At 73.1% G+C, this 19189-nt stretch carries 17 protein-coding genes; 8 read left to right on the top strand and 9 right to left on the bottom strand.

Translation table 11 applies throughout. The features are described 5' to 3' along the window. On the bottom strand, nt 1-400 hold a 400-nt coding region (locus tag ACTWPW_RS31170; protein ID WP_443170714.1), incomplete at its 3' end, for a hypothetical protein. Nucleotides 401-488: 88 nt separating this feature from the next. Next, nucleotides 489-1637, bottom strand: a complete 1149-nt coding sequence (locus ACTWPW_RS31165; RefSeq protein WP_443170713.1) for a DUF418 domain-containing protein — start codon at nt 1635-1637, stop codon at nt 489-491. Between the two features lie 148 nt (nt 1638-1785). Between ACTWPW_RS31165 and ACTWPW_RS31160 the strand changes: the two genes are divergently transcribed. The 5 genes from ACTWPW_RS31160 to ACTWPW_RS31140 all read left to right on the top strand — a co-directional run bounded on the left by ACTWPW_RS31160 (nt 1786) and on the right by ACTWPW_RS31140 (nt 5494). Continuing rightward, the gene (locus ACTWPW_RS31160) at nt 1786-2961 is read left to right on the top strand and encodes a hypothetical protein (RefSeq protein ID WP_443170712.1); all 1176 of its coding nucleotides are present in this window, start codon (nt 1786-1788) and stop codon (nt 2959-2961) included. 5 nt (nt 2962-2966) lie between these two features. After that, nucleotides 2967-3164: a hypothetical protein gene (locus ACTWPW_RS31155; RefSeq protein ID WP_375112928.1), complete on the top strand. Its 198-nt coding sequence runs from the start codon at nt 2967-2969 to the stop codon at nt 3162-3164. Continuing rightward, nucleotides 3161-4393 carry a 3-oxo-tetronate kinase gene (otnK, locus tag ACTWPW_RS31150; protein WP_443170711.1) on the top strand — a complete coding sequence of 411 codons (1233 nt, stop codon included), beginning with the start codon at nt 3161-3163 and terminating at the stop codon, nt 4391-4393. Before ACTWPW_RS31155 ends, otnK begins: the two co-directional genes overlap by 4 nt. Before the next feature lie 64 nt (nt 4394-4457). After that, nucleotides 4458-5087 carry a 3-oxo-tetronate 4-phosphate decarboxylase gene (otnC, locus tag ACTWPW_RS31145; RefSeq protein WP_443170710.1) on the top strand — a complete coding sequence of 210 codons (630 nt, stop codon included), beginning with the start codon at nt 4458-4460 and terminating at the stop codon, nt 5085-5087. Nucleotides 5088-5119: 32 nt separating this feature from the next. Next, entirely contained in the window at nt 5120-5494 is a 375-nt protein-coding gene (locus ACTWPW_RS31140; RefSeq protein WP_443170709.1) for a hypothetical protein, read from the top strand. Nucleotides 5495-5516: 22 nt separating this feature from the next. Here the strand turns inward: ACTWPW_RS31140 and ACTWPW_RS31135 are convergent, their stop codons facing one another. Further along, the gene (locus ACTWPW_RS31135) at nt 5517-8432 is read right to left on the bottom strand and encodes a helix-turn-helix transcriptional regulator (RefSeq protein WP_443170708.1); all 2916 of its coding nucleotides are present in this window, start codon (nt 8430-8432) and stop codon (nt 5517-5519) included. 132 nt (nt 8433-8564) lie between these two features. On the opposite strand from ACTWPW_RS31135, the gene ACTWPW_RS31130 reads away from it, so the two are divergent. The 3 genes from ACTWPW_RS31130 to ACTWPW_RS31120 all read left to right on the top strand — a co-directional run bounded on the left by ACTWPW_RS31130 (nt 8565) and on the right by ACTWPW_RS31120 (nt 10664). After that, on the top strand, nt 8565-9149 hold the full coding sequence (locus ACTWPW_RS31130; protein ID WP_443170707.1) for a LysE family translocator: 585 nt from the start codon (nt 8565-8567) through the stop codon (nt 9147-9149). A 5-nt stretch (nt 9150-9154) separates the two neighbouring features. Continuing rightward, the gene (locus tag ACTWPW_RS31125) at nt 9155-9694 is read left to right on the top strand and encodes a TetR/AcrR family transcriptional regulator (protein ID WP_364119115.1); all 540 of its coding nucleotides are present in this window, start codon (nt 9155-9157) and stop codon (nt 9692-9694) included. A 124-nt stretch (nt 9695-9818) separates the two neighbouring features. Next, entirely contained in the window at nt 9819-10664 is an 846-nt protein-coding gene (locus ACTWPW_RS31120) for a poly(ethylene terephthalate) hydrolase family protein (RefSeq protein ID WP_443170706.1), read from the top strand. Here ACTWPW_RS31120 and ACTWPW_RS31115 read toward each other — a convergent pair. The 6 genes from ACTWPW_RS31115 to ACTWPW_RS31090 are packed head-to-tail and all read right to left on the bottom strand — an operon-like array spanning nt 10661 to nt 19179. Continuing rightward, the gene (locus ACTWPW_RS31115) at nt 10661-11857 is read right to left on the bottom strand and encodes a hypothetical protein (RefSeq protein ID WP_375112921.1); all 1197 of its coding nucleotides are present in this window, start codon (nt 11855-11857) and stop codon (nt 10661-10663) included. The two genes, ACTWPW_RS31120 and ACTWPW_RS31115, sit on opposite strands and share 4 nt — an antisense overlap. A 9-nt stretch (nt 11858-11866) precedes the next feature. Then, complete coding sequence (locus ACTWPW_RS31110; protein WP_375112920.1) at nt 11867-12247, bottom strand: RidA family protein; 381 nt, start codon at nt 12245-12247, stop codon at nt 11867-11869. Between the two features lie 9 nt (nt 12248-12256). Further along, complete coding sequence (locus ACTWPW_RS31105) at nt 12257-13333, bottom strand: alanine racemase (protein ID WP_443170705.1); 1077 nt, start codon at nt 13331-13333, stop codon at nt 12257-12259. Between the two features lie 55 nt (nt 13334-13388). After that, complete coding sequence (locus ACTWPW_RS31100; protein ID WP_443170704.1) at nt 13389-14915, bottom strand: N-acyl-D-amino-acid deacylase family protein; 1527 nt, start codon at nt 14913-14915, stop codon at nt 13389-13391. 8 nt (nt 14916-14923) lie between these two features. After that, nucleotides 14924-18499: a DUF4153 domain-containing protein gene (locus ACTWPW_RS31095; protein ID WP_443170703.1), complete on the bottom strand. Its 3576-nt coding sequence runs from the start codon at nt 18497-18499 to the stop codon at nt 14924-14926. Continuing rightward, nucleotides 18496-19179 carry a response regulator transcription factor gene (locus ACTWPW_RS31090; protein WP_375112916.1) on the bottom strand — a complete coding sequence of 228 codons (684 nt, stop codon included), beginning with the start codon at nt 19177-19179 and terminating at the stop codon, nt 18496-18498. The genes ACTWPW_RS31095 and ACTWPW_RS31090 overlap by 4 nt, the downstream gene beginning before the upstream one ends. Nucleotides 19180-19189: the final 10 nt, after the last annotated feature.

The raw sequence follows: 19189 nt of genomic DNA, 5'->3' as shown, positions 1-19189 counted from the left end.
GGGTGATCGAGATCGCGCACGGGCTGATGAAGTCCGTCGCCTCGGCGCCCGGCATCAGCCGGCCGCGCAGGCCGGTCAGTGCGGCGAGCACGGGCGGCGGCAGTTCGGTGGTGGTGACGAGCTCGACCGTCCGGCCGCCCGGCAGGCGGAGGTCGGCGACGAGCCTGGTGCTGCCGTCGACCAGCTCGATCGTGGCCTCGGGGTCGGCCGCCGGATCCAGCGCGGTGACGACCGGGTTGCCGAGCCCGCCGGTGTCGTGCACGTACACGGCGGGGTGGTCGGTCAGCAGCAGGGAGCGGGTGCCGGTCCAGGAGAACCCGGACGACCGCCGCTCCAGCACATCGTGATGGGAGCTGTCGAAGACGACTCGCCCTCGTACGGCTCCCCAGGTCACCGGCACGGCTGCTCCCTCCTGCCAGGCTCGGTCCCGTTACCTGAGGATCGTGCTCTCGTAGAGGGGCGGCGTACAGGTCCAAATACGTGCCGGCTCATCCCCCGTTCGTGACGCGGCGCAGGACGGCTTCGATGGGGCCGTAGCGGTGGGTACGCAGCCAGCGGGCGCTGAGCCGGAGCAGGACGGTATAGATCACCAGGGCCACCCCCATCACGGCGATCGGCGGCAGCTCACCGGCCAGCGCCAGGCCGTACCCGGTGAAGACCAGGCAGGCCAACACCGACTGACCGACGTAGTTGGAGGCCGCCACCCGCCCGGCCGGTGCCAGCGCGCGACCGACGGCGGGGTGGCGGCGGATCACCCGGAGCAGGGTGGCCACGTACGCGGCGGCCAGCAGGATCGAGGTGACGTTGTTCACGGCCAGGCCCACCAGCTCGCCCGGACCGGCGTCGCCGGCGGTCACGGCGAGCAGGATCCCGCCGGGCACGCCGAACCCGAAACCGATCCACTGGATCCGCGGCAGCAGCCGCGACCACCGCTCGGGCTCCTCCAGCAGCCTGGACTTGCCCGCCGCCAGCCCGAACAGGAACATCGCCAGCGCCGTCGGCCCCTGGAACAGCCAGATCATCGCCACCAGCGGCGGATAGAGCTCCAGTTGCAGGGTCAGGACGTCGAGCGGCCCGCCGGTGGCCAGGGCCAGCGCCCGCGCCGCCGCCACGGGATCGGCCGCGGGGGCCTGCCCGGCCGTCGGATCGAGCGTGGACAGCCAGGCCAGCGCGGCCATCAGCAGGGTCAGCACGCCGACGATGACCGACCCGATGGCCACGGCCCGCTTCGGGCTGACATTGCGCAGCGTGAGCAGGATCAGGCCGAGCACGGCGTACAGGGTGAGGATGTCGCCGACCCACAGCAGGATCCCGTGCACGACGCCGATCACGAAGAGCCCCAGGCACCTGCGCACCGTCCTGGCCGTCACGCTCGCGCCGGCCCGCTCCGCCGAGCGCATCTGCAGCGTGAACGAGTAGCCGAACAGGAACGAGAAGATGATGTAGAACTTCGTCAGCACGAACGCCGTGATCGCCGAGGCCACCGGCCCCTCCTGGATGGGCATGCTGCCGGCCAGGGCGTAGCCGGGGTCGGCGAAGAAGCCGATGTTCGCGACCAGGATGCCCGCCAGGGCGAACCCACGCACCACGTCGATCTCGTGGACGCGGCTGCCGGCCGGTGTGCGCAGTTCCGTCATGGATCCGAAGCTACGAACGCGCACTCCCCCGGGCATCAGACCTTGGTCTCCTCCGGGGCGACCTAAGCATCACCGTGTCCGCTGACCGCATATGGCAATTGGTGGGGTAGTTGGGGCAGAAGGTAGGGGACTGCACCACAATGGTGGGATGGCATACCCTCCGCAGCCTCCGCCACCCCAGCCCCACCAGCCTGGACCCTGGGGCGGCCAGCAAGGCCAGGGAGCGCCGCAAGGGTACGGCCCTCCCCAAGGCCAGGCGGCACCCCAGGGCTACGGCCCGCCCCAGGGCCCGCCCTACGGCGGCCAGCCCCAGGCCCCGACCCCCCAGCAACCCGGCTACGGACAGCCCCAGGGCCCGAATTCCCAGCAGCCGGGGTACGGCCACCCCCAGGGCCCCACGCAGCAGCAACAGCCGGCCCCCGGCCAGCCGTACGGGCAGGGCGCATACGGGCAACCCACATACGGCCAGCCCGCACACGGTCAGCCCGGATACGGTCAGCCCGGATACGGCCAGCCCGGTCCCGGGCAGGGCGCGCCACCGTACGGGAACCACCCGGGCGGCCCGTTCCCGCAGCCCGGCTACGCCCCCCAGCCCCCGCCCAAGAACAACAACGCCCTGATCATCGGCCTGGTGGTCGGCCTGGCCGTGCTGCTCCTGGGCGGCGGCGGGGTGGGCGCGTACTTCTACCTGCGCTCCCCGGGCCCAGCCCCCAACGTCGCCCTGCCCAGCACCGCCCCCACCACCTCGCCCCCGTCCTCGCCCGCCCCCGAGGAGTCGACGGACTCACCGACCCCCGAACCCTCCACGACCCCCACCGACACCCTGCCGACCTCGAAGCGGGCCCAGCCCGGCTCGCCGATCACGGACGACGAGTTCGACGACTGGAAGTTCGCCCTGGGCGGCGTCAAGTTCAACGCGAACAAGGTGGGCGGCTGGACCTACGACTCCTGCGACCCGGTGGACGGCCAGGGCCTGCTGGCCAAGAACAACTGCCAGCGCGCCATCCAGGTCGCCTACTCGGCCTACAGCGGGCATCTCAAGGCGGTCCAGGTCATGATGTCGTTCCCGACCGACAAGGCCGCCAAGACGACGGCCGACCGCCTGGCGAAGCTGTCGTCCGACGCGGTCAAGTGGCGCCAGGACAAGGCGCACGCCAGCTACGTCTACGGCAAGATCCGCTCGGGAGCGTCCAAGAAGTACGTGGTCGTCACGATCGTCACCGCCGACAAGTCGGCCCAGTCCAAGGCCTCGAACTTCCACGCGTACCTGCAGACCGACCTGGCGAGCTACTTCCTCCTGCGCGACCAGACCATCACGAGCTGAGCTGCGTGGCCGGCGACTTCGGCGACAGCACGGGGGCGGCCACCGTCGAGTGGAACACCGGCGAGTTCAACACCAGCCTGCTCAACGAGGGCGGGCCGGCTCCCCGAGCCGGCCCGTCGCCGTCGAGGTGGCCCGGCACCGGTAGCGTCGGCGTCATGTTCGACTGTTACCGGACCCGGGCCGAGCGCGAGGGGGGCCGATGATCGGCGCCATCGCGGACGACGTCACCGGCGCGACCGACGTCGCCGTGGCCCTGCGCCGACGCGGCCTGCGCACCGTGCTGTACTTCGGGCTCCCGCCACAGGGCACCGAGCTCCCCGAGCACGACGCCGTCGTCATCGCCCTCAAGACCCGTACGATCCCCAGGGCCGACGCCGTGGCCCGATCCCTCGAAGCGCTGCACTGGCTCCGGGCGAACGGCGCCGCCCGGCAGGTCTATTTCAAATACTGCTCCACCTTCGACTCCACCCCCGACGGCAACATCGGCCCGGTCCTCGACGCGCTGGCCGACGCCATGGACGCGCCCGTCGTCGCCATGACCCCGAGCTCGCCGGAGCACGGCCGTACGCAGTACAACGGCTACCTCTTCGTCGGCGACGTGCTGCTCGGCGAGTCGCACATGCGCCACCACCCGCTCACCCCGATGACCGACTCGTACCTGCCGCGCGTGCTGGAGGGGCAGAGCGCGTACCGGGCGGGGGTCGTGACGCTGGCCCAGGTACGCGGGCAGGCGATCGGCCCGCGCCTGGCCGAGTTGCGCGCGCAGGGCGTCCGGTACGCGCTGGTGGACGCCCTGGACGACACCGACCTGGCGGAGGCCGGCCGGGCGCTGGCCGAGGCGCCGCTGGTGGCCGGGGCGGCCGGGCTGGCCGGCGGGCTGGCCGCGGCCCGCGCGCGGACGGGCCACGGCGACGCGCCCGCCCCCGAGCCGGCCGGGTCCGCCGCCGTGCTGGCGGGAAGCTGCTCGGCCCGTACGCTCCAGCAGGTCGACGCCATGGTCCAGGCGGGCAGGCCGGCCCACCGGCTCGACGCGCTGGCCGACCAGGATGAGGAGTCGCTCGCCAGGAAGGCCCTGGCCTGGTACGACGCCCTGGACGGGACGGCGGGAGCCCCCTTGATCTACTCGTCGCTGGAGCCGGGGGCGCTGCGCCGCGTACAGGAGGCCCTGGGCACCGAGCGGTCGGCCGCCATCCTGGAGTCGGCCACCGGCCGGATCGCGCGCGGGCTGGTCGAGCGCGGCGTCACCCGCGTGATCTCGGCCGGCGGCGAGACCTCGGGCGCCGTCGTCAGCGCGCTCGGCGTGCCCGGCGGCGAGATCGGGGCGGAGGCGGCGCGCGGCGTGCCGTGGATCCTCACCCCGTCCGGCCCCGCGCTGCTGCTGAAGTCCGGCAACTTCGGCGAGCCCGACCTGCTGCTGGAGGCCTCCCGATGAACGGCACCCCGACTGCCGGCGGTCTCGCGGTGAACGGCGAACTTCGACTGCCGGAGGTCTCGCGATGAACGGGGAACGCGACGCGATCATCGCCGCCGCGCGGTCGCTGTTCGGGCGCGGCCTCACCCACGGCAGCACCGGCAACCTGTCCGTACGCGTCGGCGAGCACATCCTCGTCACGCCGACCGGGTCGAGCCTGGGCACCGTCGAGGTCGACGAGCTGTCGCTGATCGACCGGAGCGGCGCCCACGTGGGCGGCCCCAAGCCGTCCAAGGAGGCGTTCCTGCACGCCGCCCTCCTGCGCGCCAGGCCCGCGGCGAACGCCGTCGTGCACACGCACTCCACGTACGCCGCCGCCGTGTCCTGCATGGACGGCCTCGACCCGGACGACGCCCTGCCACCGCTGACCGCCTACTTCGCGATGCGCGTGGGCCGGCTGCCGCTGCTGCCGTACTTCGCGCCCGGCGACCAGCGCCTGGAACCGGCCGCCGAGGAGATGGCACGCACGCACTCGGCCCTGCTGCTCAGCAACCACGGCCCCATCGTCGCCGGGGCGAGCCTCGGCGCGGCGCTGGACGCCATCGAGGAGCTGGAGGAGACGGCCAAGCTCTTCCTCCTCCTGCAAGGGCTGCCCACGCGCCCGCTCACCCCCGAGCAACGCCGGGCACTCGACCCTCGCCCAGGCAATAACTGATCGTTACGCTGGCTCCATATTCGCCGTCTCGGTTGGATCTTGGAGACCTCGGCGCGGCCGGCCTCCTCCGCCTTGCGGAGGAGGCTCGTTCCTGCCCGAGCCGTTCCTCCAGGTGCCTCACCACCGAGACCTTCGCCCAGCAGAGCTCGAAGGTCGTCGCGGCCTTCCAGCGGGCCCTGCGCAAGGCCGCGGAGCCGGCCGTCTCGAACCCGGCCGAGGTGGCCGCCGCGCTCGGCGAGTACACGAAGATCGACGCCGCCACGGCCGCCACGATGAAGCTCGGCGGCTTCTCCACCTCCGTCGACCCCGTACGGGTGCAGCGCGTGGCGGACCTCATGCTCGAGTTCGGCTACCTGAAGCAGCGACTGGACGTCGCCCCGCTCCTGGCCGGCGGCGCCGCCTCCTGACCCCGCCAGGCCCGGCGCCCCGCTATCCGAGCAACCCCCGCTGCCGGGCCGCGGCGGCGGCCTGGGTGCGGGTGGAGACCGACAGCTTGCCCAGGATGTTGGACACGTGCACGCTCACCGTCTTCTGCGCGATGAACAGCCGCTCCGCGATCTCCCGGTTGGTCAGCCCCTCCGCGACCAGCCGCAGCACCTCGACCTCCCGCGCCGTCAGCCCGCCGTCACCGTGCCCGCCACTCAGCCCGCCACCCTGTCCACCGCTCTGCCCGCCGCTCTGCCCGCCACCCCGTCCACCGCTCTGCCCGCCGCCCTGCCCGCCACCCCGTCCACCGCTCTGTGCACCGCCCTGCCCGCCGCCCTGCCCGCCGCCCTGCCGGCCACCACCGGCGCCACCACTCATGCCACCGACCCCGGCGAACCGGGCCCGCCGCCCGAAGTCCTGCAGCGCGCTCTCCAGCGGCACCGCCCGCAGCTTGCCCGCCGTCTCCCTGGCCAGCTCCCACTCCGCCTGCGCCGCCTCCCGGTCGCCGGCCACGAGCAGCGCCTCGGCCAGCCGCCACCGGGCCCGCGCCGTCTCGTAGACGAACCCGAAGTCGAACGCCTCGACCACCCGCCGCCACAGCTCCACGTCGAGCCGCCCGTGCACGCGCTGCCACTCGGCCTCCACCCGCAGCGCCCAGGCCCGCCCCTCGGGACCCATGTGCCCGCCCTGGCCCATGGGCCCGGCCTCGACCGCGAGCCGGGCGCGGGCGAGCAGCTCGTCGGCCCCCTCGGTGGTGCCCAGCTCGGCCAGCGCCCACAGCCCGATGGCGGTCGGCCGCAGCACGCCGACGTCGCCCTCGATCAGCGGCGCCAGAGCCGCGCGCACGTGGTCGAGCGCCCCCGCCGGATCGCCGTGCCACAGGGAATGCTCGGCCGCCAGACCCCTGGACATGTAGACGGCCAGCTCGTCGGACCAGAAGGGGCGCAGCCAGCTCAGCCGCCCCTCGACCGCCGGCAGGTCACGGGCGACCTCGATGAACAGGGCGAACGACGACAGGGTCGCCTCCTGCAGCGTGCCCACCCGCGCTCCGAAGCCGGCCGCCACCGACTCGGCCTGGTCCCACTCGCCGGCCACGTAGTGGATGAGGAAGCGCAGGAATCGCAGGTCGGTGCCGTAGGTGCTCCACTTGAGCCCGTTGCCGAGCGCCATGCGGATGCCGTCGTCGGCCACCTCGGCGGCCTGGGTCAGCAGGCCCTGCTCGTGGTGGATGCGGGCATGGTGGAAGCGGGCCCGCAGATCCATGGCCAGGTCTCCGGAGGGCTCGGCCATGGCCGTCTCGACCAGCTCGTGGGCCCTGGCCACGTCGCCCCGGTGCTCGACGAAGGTGGCCAGCGTGAGCAGGGCGCCCACCTCGGCGTCCCTGGCGCCGGCCGCGCGGGCGGTCTCCAGGGCCCGCGCGCACATGGCCTCCACGTCCTGGTGCCGCGCCGTCCACAGCAGCGCGCGGGCATAGGTGGCCAGGGCGCGGGCGAGCGCGACCTGGTCGCCGGCGCTCTCGACGGCCCGCTCGGCCGCCGCGACCGCGCCGGGCCGATCGTCCATCTCGGACAGGTAGTAGGCGAGCCGCTCACTCACCTCGGACGTCTGCGGCAGCGCGCGGAGCTGGACCACCGCCCGGTGGTTGTCACCGCTGTCGGCGGCCATGACCGCGCTGCGGAAGGCCAGCTCGGCCCGGCCCTCCCCGGCCAGCCGGGCCGCGTCGTCCACCCGGTCCCACAGGCCGAGCGCCCGGTCGTAGTGTCTGTGGGCCTCGGCGGGCGCCCCGACCCGCTCGGCCTCCCGGCCCGCCTCGACCGAGGCCGCCAGCGCGCCGGCCAAGTCGTGGCCCGCGAGGTAGTGGTGCGCCAGCTCGGCCGGCGAGCTGAGCAGGCGGGCGAAGGCGGCGTGCAGCCTGGTGCGCTCGCCGGGCAGCAGGTCGGTGTAGACGGCCTCCTGCAGCAGCGCGTGGCGGAAGGCGTAGCCGTAGCCGTGGACCCTGAGCAGGCCGCGCGAGACGATCTCCCTGACCGCCTCCTCGAACTCCGCCAGCGGCAGCCCCGACACCTCCCGCAGCAGCTCGTCCTCCACCCGCCGGCCCGCTACGGCGGCGGCCCGCAGCACCCGCTGCCCGGCCTCCGACAGCACCTCGACCCTGGACATCAGCAGGCTGGCCAGCCCGTCGGGCAGACTGTCGCCCTCGGCCATGGCCGCGAACAGCTCCTCCGCGTAGAACGGGTTGCCGTCGGCGCGGGAGACGATGAGGCCGAGCTCCTGGGCGTCCACCTCGCCCAGGGTGGCGACGTAGTCGGACATCTCGCCGGAGCCCAGCGGCCCCAGCTCCACGTTCGTCACCGTGGGCAGGCGCTTCAGCTCGGCCAGCACGGACCGCAGCGGATGGCGGCGGTGCAGGTCGTCGGTGCGGTAGGTGCCGACGACGCAGACGCGCTCGGTCTGCACCATGCGGCTGAGGAAGACCAGCAGGTCGCGGGTGGAGCGGTCGGCCCAGTGCAGGTCCTCGATCACGAACAGCACCGGCTGCACGTCGGCGAGCAGCCCGAGCAGCGAGCCGAACAGCCGCTGCTGGGTGAGCCCGGTCGAGGGCGCGCTCTCCGTGCCCGGCAGCAGCTGGCCGAGCATGGGATGGGCGGCGGCGGCCTCGCGCACGCCCGGCTCCGCGCCGCGCAGCGCGTCGGCCAGCGGCAGGTAGGGCAGCGCGTCACCGAGCTCGGCGCACTGGCCGACCAGCACGTTGAAGCCGCGCTCGCGGGCCTCGGCGGCCAGCTCGGTGATCAGCCGGGTCTTGCCGATCCCGGCATCCCCGCCGACGAGCGCCACCCCGGCCACGCCGTCGGCGGCGGACTGGAGCACACGCGCGAGCCTGGCCAGCTCAGAGGAGCGCCCGACGAGAAGACCGTTCACGCCAGAAACTATGCCACGCCCCGCCGACATTCGATTGGTCCGACAAATCGGCCCAAGATTGGCCTCCTTCGACATACCAAAGCTATCCTACGCTGCTCTTTCGTGATACCTCCTACCACTTTCGTCCTCTTCGTGACGGCGTCGCTGGCCCTGGTGCTCGTCCCCGGGCCGAACCACCTCTACATCACCGCCAGAGCGCTCGCACAGGGCCGGGCAGCGGGCCTGGCCAGCGCGTTCGGCGTGGAGTTCGGCACGCTCGTGCACATCGCGGCCGCCGCCGCGGGCCTGTCGTACGTGATCTCGCAGTCGGCGACGCTGTTCGCGATCGTCAAGTGGGCCGGCGTCGCCTACCTCGTCTACCTGGGCATCCGCGCGTTCACCGGCAAGGAGGCCGAGGCCGGGCGGCCGGACCCGCAGCCGCTGCGCAGGGTGTTCCTCGAAGGCGTGCTGGTCAACCTGCTCAACCCCAAGGTGGCGCTGTTCTTCCTGGCGTTCCTGCCGCAGTTCGTGGACCCGGCCGCGGGCTCGCCCGCGCCGCAGGTGGCGGTGTTCGGCCTCACGCTGCTCCTCCTGGGGCTGCTCTCGGACCTCCTGTACGCCTTCACCGCCGGCGCCCTCGGCCACCGCCTCAACGGCAGGACCAGGACCCTCCGGTACGTGAGCGGCGTCGTCTACCTCGGCCTGGGCGTGGCCACGGCGTTCGCCGGGAGAAAATGAGCCCCATGGCCCCGAGGAAACAGCAGGAGATCTTCGATGCGACGTTGCGGCTGGTCGCCGAGAAGGGCTACGACGGGCTGACCGTCGAGGGGGTCGCCGAGCGCTCGGGCGTCAACAAGACGACGATCTACCGGTGGTGGCCGTCGAAGGCCGCGCTCCTCGGGGCGGCGCTGGTCGAGTCCGACGTGCTCGGCTTCGAGGCGCCCGACACGGGGAGCCTGCGCGGCGACCTGGTCGCGCTGGTCGAGGGCGTCAAACGGCTGCTGACCGAGCCGCCCGCCAGCGACATCGCCGTGGCCGCGCTGGCGGCCGCCGTACGCCATCCCGAGCTGGACGCGCGGCGCTTCTTCGCCGACCGGTTCGCCAGGGAGCGGGAGATCTTCGAGCGCGCGGTTCACCGGGGCGAGCTCAACGAGTCCGTGGACCCGATGCTGATCGTCGACCTGCTCGCCGGGGCCGTGTGGATGCGGGCGGTCTTCAGGGGTCTGCGGCTGAGCGACGACTTCCCCGTCGAGTCGGTCTCGGCCCTGCTGGACGGCGTCTAGTGCTGGATGGTTTCCATGACGGTCGGCATCGGTAATATCACCAGTTCTGGCGTCGAGCCATTGATGGCCCCTACCGCCTGTGCGAAGGTCGCGGCACCGAGTCGACCGACCCCCAGGAGGATTCATGAAGCTCGGGCAGCTCATCCGGCGCCTCGTCACGGCGGGCGCCGGGATCGTGATGGCCGGCGCGCTCCTGACCGTACCGGCCGCTCCCGCGCACGCGGCCCCCGGAGGCTCCGGACCCTATCCGGCCGACTACGAGACCACCCTGCGCCTGCCCCGCCACACCGTCTACCGGCCCGCGGTCCTGCCCACCGGCGTGCGACTCCCCATCGTGGCCTGGGGCAACGGCGCCTGCCGGGCCGACGGCACCTGGTTCGAGAACTTCCTCAAAGAACTGGCCTCCCACGGCTTCCTGGTGATCGCCAACGGGCGCCCCGGCGGCACCGGCACCACCGACGCGGAGATGCTGCTCGATGCCATCGACTGGGCGATCGCCGAGAACAGCCGCCTCACCAGCCGGCTCCGTGGCCGCATCGACACCACGAAGATCGCGGTGATGGGGCAGTCGTGCGGCGGGCTGGAGGCGTACGAGGTGTCGGACGACCCGCGCGTCACCACCACCGGCATCTGGAACAGCGGCTTCATGAGCGCGGCGGACAAGATCCAGCTCTCCCGCCTGCACGCGCCGATCGGCTACTTCATCGGCGGGCCCGGCGACATCGCCTACGAGAACGCGATCGACGACTGGAACCGCCTGCCCGCGGGGCTGCCCGCGTTCATGGGGAACCTGGACGTGGGGCATTTCGGCACCTACTCCCAGCCCAACGGCGGCGAGTTCGGGCGGGTCGGGGCGGCCTGGCTGAAGTGGCAGCTCAAGGGTGACGCCGCGGCCAAGGCGATGTTCGTCGGCACCGGCTGCGGGCTGTGCTCCGGCCCGTGGCAGGTGATGCGCAAGAACCTGAGCTAGAGCGCCTCCGCTAGCGCGGCCGGGATGCGGTCGAGGACCGGGTGCGGCACCAGCCCGTACGCGTAGAAGTCCACCGCCAGCGCCCCGGCCGCCTTGGCGCCGCGCGCCTTGGCCACCAGCCGGTCGGCGGAGTCGCTGTCGGGATAGCCGGGCCGCAGCACGGCCCGCACCTCGCGGTCCTTGCCCACGGACCGCAGGTAGGCCCCCACGTCGTCGGCCACCCGCGCCGCGTCACGCGCGTAGGCCAGCACCCCGAACGCGGGCACGAGGTCCCCGAGCGCCACCAGGTCCACCCCGAGCTGCCAGGCGTCGTGCGCGGCCAGGCCGGGCGTGGGCAGGCCGTCGGTGTAGCCCTTGACCGCCCCCGTCGAGTCGATGAACACCAGCTTGGAGCCCTCCTCGGCCACCGCCGAGGACACCTCCGACACCAGCGTGGTGACCGTCTCGGAGCGCGCGCGGGCGTAGGCCACGACCTCGGGCCCCGCGTACGCGGTCAGCGCCGCCCTGGTCACCTCGCCCTGCGCCGGCGGGTCACCGTCGAACACACCGCCCACGATCCTGGCGCACTCGTCGCGCGCCACCTCGGCGTTCACGCCCAGGTCGGTGGCCCGGCGCATGCAGTAGTCGCAGAAGCAGAGCCCGAACAGATAGGCGTCCATCGGCCCCAGCGGCACGAACGAGCGCTGCGGCTTGAGCGGCCTGAAGTGCAGCGACTCGGCCACCACGCTGTCCATGCCGAGCCTGGCCACCGCCCTGGCCAGGGCGACGGCGTAGTCGCGCACGTCGGGGTGGGCCGGGCACAGGTCGGTCAGCGAGCCGCGGTCGCCGAAGCAGTCGCGTACGGTCACGTCCGGATGTTCGGTGCCGATCGTGGCGTTGCGCAGGAAAACCGTCCATCCGTGCAGCTTCATCGACCGCTTCGCGCAAGCCTCGCGCAGCCCGTCGAGAGCGTCCGGATAGCCGGGCACGGGCGAGAGCCGGAGCCCGTCGAACAGCTCGGGCGGCGGGGCGAAGTGGGCCCCGTCGTGACGGAGGGTCAGCCTGGACAGCCCGTGCGGGGTGACGTCGCGGGAGGCGTGGTGCACGGCGCCCACGGTGACGCCCGACACGCCGTAGCCGCTGATCCTGTCGAGCACCCGCTCGACGCCCTCGCCGCGCAGGTCCTCGACGAAGACGTACACCGAACTGTCCACAAGCAGACCTTAAGCGCTCTTGTGAGCGACGAAGTCGATCTCCACCAGGATGTCCATCAGCTCCGAGCCCACCGTCGTCCGCACGGGGTACGGCTGGCTGAAATACGACTTGTACACCTCGTTGTACGCGGCGAAGTCACGCTTGAGGTGCTGCAGGTGGACGGTGGACTTGATCACGTCGTCGAAACCCAGGCCGTGGGCCGCGAGGATGGCCCCCAGGTTGCGCATGACCTGGTGCGTCTGGGCGGCGACATCGTCGCCGACGACCTCACCGGTGTGCGGGTCGAGGGGCCCCATTCCGGAGGTGTAGACGAAGTCGCCCACCACGAGCCCCTGCGAGTAGGCGCCGACCGGAGCGGCGCCTTCCGTGGTCCTGAGCTCCTTTTTCACGGAATCTCCCTAGAAATAGGTGTTTATGGTGCCCACGACACGGTAGTCCCGATCGACCACCGGGAGTACCCGCCATTTGTCGAAGGCCGTACACGGATGGGAGATGCCGAAAGCCAGCAGGTCACCCGGCTTGAGCCCGGCTGCGTGCACCACGGTGTGCTGATCCTGCATCTTCATGATCGTGACGCCGCCACGGCGCGGGATCGGCAGCCCCTCGTCGTAGGGCGCGTCCCGCTTGCCCATGCCCACGACGGCCAGCTCCGGCTCGGGGGTGGACAGCACGTGCGCCCACACCTCCAGCGCCGGGCGCAGCTCCCCGTCGATGCGGTTGAACGGGGTGCGCTCGCGGTAGTAGCCGTCGTCGTGGGTGACGTAGGCGCCGCTGCGCAGCAGGATCCTGGCCTGCGTGGCGGCGAGCTCGCGCCCGATCACGTCGAACCACTGGCTGCCGCCCACGCTCAGGATGGGGTTCCGGACGCGGACGTATTCGACGGCTTCCTGCAACAGAGCCAGATATTTCCGGACTTCTTCGCTGGTCTTGAGCGCGCCCTCGTACCCGGCGACCCCGGCCAGCTCGACCCCCGGCGTCGCCTGCGCGTAGGAGGCCACCTCCAGCAGCTCGTCGAGCGTCCTGCACCCGGCCCGCCCGCCCTCGTGCCCCAGCTCCACCAGCACCCGGAACGGCCGCGCACCCGCGTGCCCGGCCAGGATGTCGACCCCGGCCCTGGAGTCGGCGAAGCTCAGGAACTCGAACTCCGGATCCCGCTCCAGCTCGCGGGCGGCCCAGGCCAGCCCCACCGGATCGACGACCTGGTTGGCCACCATGATGCGGCCGGCCCCGAAGCCCCTGACCGTCTCCGCCTGCCGCGGCGTCGCGACGGTGAGCCCCCAGGCGCCGGCGTCGAGCTGCAGCGCGGCGATCTCGGGGGACATGTGGGTCTTGGCGTGGGGCGCCAGCTCCATGCCGTGATCGCGGACGAAGGCCGCCATCGTGGCGACGTTGTGCTCCAGCGCGTCCCGGTGCACCACCATCGCGGGAAATTCCAGCCCGCCGTCGAAGACCGACTGACCGAGGATCGCCGGCACAACACCCCCTTCGTCCGCGTCCGACCTTATCCCAACATCCCGGCTCGTCAGGGGCTCACGGCCGCAGCGCCCGCCCGGGTGTGGCCCCGGTGAGCTCGCCGTTCGCCAGCACGCGTACGCCGGACACGACCACGTCGTCGACCCCTTCGGCGAGTGCGCGCGGGGCCGGGTAGGTGGCCAGGTCGCCGACGGTGGCCGGGTCGAACACCACCACGTCGGCCGCGAACCCGCCCCGCAGCAGCCCCCGGTCCGCCAGCCCGAACCGCCGGGCCGGGTGCGTGGACAGGTGCGTCACGGCCTGCTCCCAGGTCCAGTCCGCCAGCTCCCTGACGTGCCGGCCGAGGAACCTGGCGAACGCCCCGAACCCGCGCGGATGCGGATGGCCGCCCACATAGATGCCGTCGGAGCCGCCGGTCTGCGAGGGGTGGCGGAGCATCCGGCGTACGGACTCCTCGCCCTGCGGGCCCTCGTCGGGACGGGCCGAGACGACCCCCGCCTCCAGCCGCGTCTCCATCAGGAGGCGGCGGCAGAACTCGGCCGGCGCCACCCCCGCCCGCTCGGCCGCCGCGACCATGGTCAGCCCCTCGGCCCACTCCAGGCCCGGCGCGTGCGAGACCGTCAGCCGGGGCCAGGTGGCCTCCAGCGTCGGCCACCACTCGTCCAGCGCGTCCGAGGCGATCATCTCCAGGGCGGGGCCGGGCTCGGCGCCGGGCACGGACGGCGGCAGCACGACCATCGCCAGGATCGTGTTGCCGCGCAGGTAGGGGTAGGTGTCGAAGCTCAGGTCCACGCCCTTGCCGAGTGCCCCGTCGACCAGCGGCAGCAGCACGTCGGCGGGCCCGTGCAGGTGTGAGACGTGCACGGCGGCGCGCGAGCGCTCGGCGATGTCGACGACCTCGGCCATCCCCACCCCGGCCCGCTGGCCGTAGGCGCGCATGTGGGTGACGTACGGGAGCCCGCCGAGCGGGGCGCACAGGGTGGCCAGCTCCTCGGCGTCGGCGTAGCGGCCGGGCAGGTATTCGAGCCCGCTCGACAGCCCCACCGCGCCCTCCGACAGCCCCCGCTCGACGTGGCGCAGCATCTTCGCCAGGTCGCCGGGCGAGGCCGGGTCGGGCGAGGGGCCCATGACGTCGTAGCGGATGGTGCCGTGGGGCAGCAGGTAGGCGGTGTTCACGGCCACCGCCCGGTCGTAGCCGGTCAGCAGCTCGCCGACGGTCAGCGGCCCCTCGGTCAGCGCCCCGTTGACGGCGGCGAAGTATCGGGAGGCGTAGGCGACGGTCGCGGCCGAGCCGGGCGCGAAGGACAGCCCGTCCTGCCCGAGCACGAACGTGGTCACCCCCTGCCGCAGCGCCGCCCGCTGCACGTCCGGGTCGAACACGGCCGCGTCGCCATGGGCGTGGCAGTCCACGAAGCCGGGCGCGACGAGCCGCCCGGTCGCGTCGATCACGCTGCCCGCCTCCGCGCCGTCCAGCCGGCCGACCGCCGCGACCCGATCGCCCGAGATCGCCACGTCCGCGCGGTACGGCGGGGCGCCCGTCCCGTCGAGCACCCGGCCGCCGCTGATGACTACGTCGAACCTCACCCCTGGATTCAATCAGAGACGCGACTGGGCACCGGAGGACACTGCGCGGTGTCACCCACCGGCCGCTTCGCCAGCAGGTCACGGGCCTGGGAGCGAGCCAGGTTCCAGCCGTTCCAGGAATCGGGGCGGTCCAGCCCGTTGGCCTCGACCACGGCCGCTAGCACGCAGCTGCGCTGCGGCTCCGGCAGCCGGTCCAGGGCCGGCACCGCCTCCGCGCCGAGGTCGCCGAGGTAGTCGGAGTCCATCTTGGCCGGGCCGCGCACCTCGACCTGCGTCTGCGCCACCTGCAGATCGGGGTTGACGATCGCGAACGCGCCCAGCCCCAGCCCGGTGACCAGCACGATCGTACGGGGCAGCCAGCCGGAGCCGCGCCCCGTGAACCGCGCCGCGCCCGCCAGCAGCACCAGCGCGAACAGCGCGCCCAGCCACCACACCGCGGCCTGCACGGACAGGCGCAGCCGGGACAGGCCGTAGGCGTCGGTGTAGAGGTTCATCCGGTGCAGGGCCGAGGCCAGCACCACCATGGTCAGCCCGCACAGCACGCCCAGCAGGGCGGCCAGCATCCAGCGCTCGCGCCGATCCACCTTGAGCAGCCCGGCGGCCACCGCCACGATGCCCAGCACGAACACGCTGACCACCACGAGCTGGAAGAACCCCTGCCTGGCGTACTCGGCGTAGGTCAGCCCCGCCGTCCTCAGCACCAGGGTGTCGCCGCCGAACAGCGCCGTGATCTGCACCGCGACGAACGAGGCGAACAGCAGGTTCACCGCCGTCAGCGGCACCATCCAGACGCTCCTGCTCACCGCGAACTTCGCATCGGGCCCCACGGGGTCCACGACCGGCCTGAGCGCGACCAGCACCACCGCGGCCAGCAGCACCGCGAACAGCACGAACAGGAAGATCCGCACCGGCGCCGACTCCGCCCAGTCCGGCGCGGTGGTCAGCCGCTCCACGTACGAGGCGAACACCGCGTCCGCCGAGGCGAACAGCAGCCCGAACACCAGCAGCAGCACCGCCGTGATGCCCAGCGCGGCCAGCATCGGCAGCACCCGCCGGCGGGCCGTCAGCCGCTTCACCGGCTGGGCCAGGAACCACGGCACCGGCCCGAGCGCGAGCGCAACGGACACGCCGCCCCTGATCACGCCCAGCCAGCCGGCGCCCGCGCCGGAGACCGCCAGCGCGCCCAGCCCGGCCCCCGCCACGAGCAGGATCGCGACCAGCCAGTCGGCGTCGCGCACCGCCGCCATGGACATCAGCCAGTACGCCGTCACCCCGAACGCCACCGTCCACGGCGTCATCCGCCGCAGCACGGCCGGCAGCGCCGCCGCGCCCAGCACCATCGCGACCAGCACGATCCCCAGCCCGATCTGCGCCTCGGGCAGCGCCACCGCCGCGAACACCCCCGCCCCCGCCGCCGCGGGCAGCAGCCACCGGGGCGGGTCGGGCAGCTCGGGCCGGGGGAAGAGCGGCGGCGGCACGTAGGGCGGCACCGGTCCCCCCTGTCCCCGGTACGGCTCCGTCCCCTGGTACGCCGCGACCGCCGCCCGCCTGCCCGTGCCCGCTCCCATGGCGGCACCGACAGCGCCCAGGACGGCGGTGCACATGACCAGCGTGACGAGAGCGGCCGCGTCGCCGATGGTCACGCTGGCGAACACGGCGGCGAACATGCCCACCAGGAACCCGATCAGCAACCCGATGACCCCACCCGCCACCATCCTGGCCAGCCTCCCGGCATCGGACGGCTCCGCCGCCCCATACCCACCCCCACCGGCCTGCGCTCCAGCCCGCCCGCCACTGGGCCGCCCCACACCCACACCGGCCCCGGCACCCGTCACCAGGACCCCCGCCGCCGCAGCCGCAGGACCGTGCACAGCCTCCGCTCCCAGCGCCGCAGCAGCCGCCGCCACGCCTGCCGGAGCACCCTGACCATCCCCGGCCGCGTCACTCCGAGCAGGCACCGGCCCGACGACCGCACCGTCGACCAACGGCCACCCGCTTGCCGCAGGACCGGGCCCAGCCGCGCCACCACCGTCCGCAGCGAGCCCGGGCGCGCCGCTCACCACAGCGTCGCCTCCCGCAGCACCCGCCGCCGCAGCACCCGCCAGCTGAGCACCCGCCTCCCCAGCATCGCCTGCCACGGCACCGCTCCCCGCAGCACCACTCACCGAAGCGCCCGTTCCCACGGCACCGCTCCCCGCAGCACCGCTGGCCACAGCGCCACTCCCCGCCGCACCGCTCGCCGCAGGGCCCGGCCCCGGCGCGCCGCTTCCGGCTGAGGCGAGGTCCGGCGCGCCGGCCCCCGAGGACGCGAGCCCCATGAGGGCCGTCAGCCCGGCCGGAAGGTCCACCGGACGAGCGACCGCATGGTCCGCCGGCCCCCCGGCGGGGACGCCCCCAGAGGCCACGGAGGCCATGGGGGTCCCGGAAGCCGCAGCGGTCCCGGAAGCCGCAGGGGTCCCGGGGGCCGCCGGAGTCCCGTCAGCAGCCCCGCCCACCGGCGCCTCCGCACCCACCGCCTCGCCGACAACCCCCCGCTCCACCCGCGCGTCCTCCCCCGAACCACCGCGCTCACCCTCTAATGGCACGTCCGCCATCGTCGTCCTCCCTGGTAGATCGACGACCATCCGGCACCCGGCACAGTCATCGATACGAACGAAACCCCCGTGCAGCTCGACGATCTCCTTCACGATGGCCAGCCCCAGCCCCGCACCCCCGGAGTCGGCCGCCCGCCCCGCGTCCAGCCGGGAGAAGCGCTCGAACACGCGCCCCCTGGCCGACGCCGGGATCCCCGGCCCCTGGTCGGAGACCGTGAGCCGCACCCCGGCCCCCGAAGGCTCGCCGAGGACGGTCACCACCCCGGACGGCGGGCTGTGCCGGACGGCGTTGTCGAGGAGGTTCGCCAGCACCTGCGCCAGCAGGTCGGGGTCGGCCCGCACCACCAGGTCGGCCGGCACGGACGGCCGGATGGCCACGTCCTCGCGCGCCATCGACGCCTCCAGGACGGCCTGCTCGATCAGCGGCGCCAGCTCGACGGCCTCGGCCTCGATCAGCCGCACGCCGGAGTCCAGCCGTGACAGGTCAAGGAGCTGGGCGACGAGCCGGCCGAGCCGCTCGGTCTGGGCGAGGGCGGTGCGCATCGTGACGGGGTCGGCCGCCGAGACGCCGTCCACGACGTTCTCCAGCACGGCCCGCAGTCCGGTGATCGGGGTACGCAGCTCGTGGCTGACGTTCGCGACGAGCTCGCGCCGCTGCCGGTCCACCTCGCCCAGGTCGGCCGCCATCGCGTTGAACGCCCTGGCCAGCTCCCCCACCTCGTCCCGCGAGGTGGCGCTGACGCGCAGGGTGTAGCTGCCCTTGGCGATCGTCTGGGCGGCGCTGGCCATCTGGCGCAGCGGCTTGGTCATGCCCATGGCCAGCACCTGCACCATGATCAGGGCCAGGACGACCGCGACCGCGATGCGGACCTCGCGGGAGAAGCCGGAGTTGATGCCGACCTCGTTCACCACGAACGCCGTCCCCACGGCCAGCACGATCACGATGCCGAGCTTGACCTTGATCCGGCCGAGGAAGTCGAGCGGATTCATCGCCGCACCAGCGCGTAGCCGACGCCGTGGACCGTGCGCACCACGTCGGAGCCCAGCTTGCGGCGCAGCGCCCGGACGTGGCTGTCCACCGTCCTGGTCGCCGCCGCCTCGGAGAAGCCCCACACGTCGGACAGCAGCCGGTCGCGCTCGAAGACCTGACCGGGCCGCTCGGCCAGGCGGCGCAGCAGGTCGAACTCGGTCCTGGTGAGCTGGGCCTCCACGCCGCGCACGAACACGCGGCGGGCCGCCGTGTCGATCTCGACCTCGCCCACCCTGATCACCGTGTCCTCGGCCGCGAGCTGGGCCGCCCGCTCCACCCGGCGCAGCAACGCGTGGATCCTGGCGACCAGCTCGCGCATGCTGAACGGCTTGGCCAGGTAGTCGTCCGCCCCGACCCCGAGCCCGACGAGCACGTCGGTCTCCTCGCCGAGCGCGGTCAGCATCAGTACGGGCACCGGCCTGGCCGCCTGCATCCTGCGGCACACCTCTAATCCGTCGAGGCCGGGCAGCAACCGGTCGAGGATCACCAGATCCGGTTCGGCGTTGCCGTACTGGATGAGGGCGTCCTGCCCGTCGCCGGCCACCCTGACGTCGAAACCCTCGGCGGCCAGCCGGTTCCGTACGGCCAAGGCGATCGTCACATCGTCCTCGACCACGAGGATGCGTCGCTGCTCTGCCACGTACGAAAGA

This window comes from Nonomuraea sp. KM90 (assembly GCF_052246675.1).
Taxonomy (GTDB): Bacteria; Actinomycetota; Actinomycetes; order Streptosporangiales; family Streptosporangiaceae; genus Nonomuraea.
Note: the sequence above shows the minus strand (reverse complement) of the source record. Positions and strands in the feature narration are given on the sequence as shown.

Excerpts from the sequence above, each read along its gene's own strand:
- otnC (WP_443170710.1), top strand. The coding sequence starts at position 4,458 with ATGAACGGGGAACGCGACGCGATCATCGCCGCCGCGCGGTCGCTGTTC.
- ACTWPW_RS31125 (WP_364119115.1), top strand. The coding sequence starts at position 9,155 with ATGGCCCCGAGGAAACAGCAGGAGATCTTCGATGCGACGTTGCGGCTG.
- ACTWPW_RS31165 (WP_443170713.1), bottom strand. The coding sequence starts at position 1,637 with ATGACGGAACTGCGCACACCGGCCGGCAGCCGCGTCCACGAGATCGAC.
- ACTWPW_RS31095 (WP_443170703.1), bottom strand. The coding sequence starts at position 18,499 with ATGAATCCGCTCGACTTCCTCGGCCGGATCAAGGTCAAGCTCGGCATC.
- ACTWPW_RS31120 (WP_443170706.1), top strand. The coding sequence starts at position 9,819 with ATGAAGCTCGGGCAGCTCATCCGGCGCCTCGTCACGGCGGGCGCCGGG.
- ACTWPW_RS31160 (WP_443170712.1), top strand. The coding sequence starts at position 1,786 with ATGGCATACCCTCCGCAGCCTCCGCCACCCCAGCCCCACCAGCCTGGA.
- otnK (WP_443170711.1), top strand. The coding sequence starts at position 3,161 with ATGATCGGCGCCATCGCGGACGACGTCACCGGCGCGACCGACGTCGCC.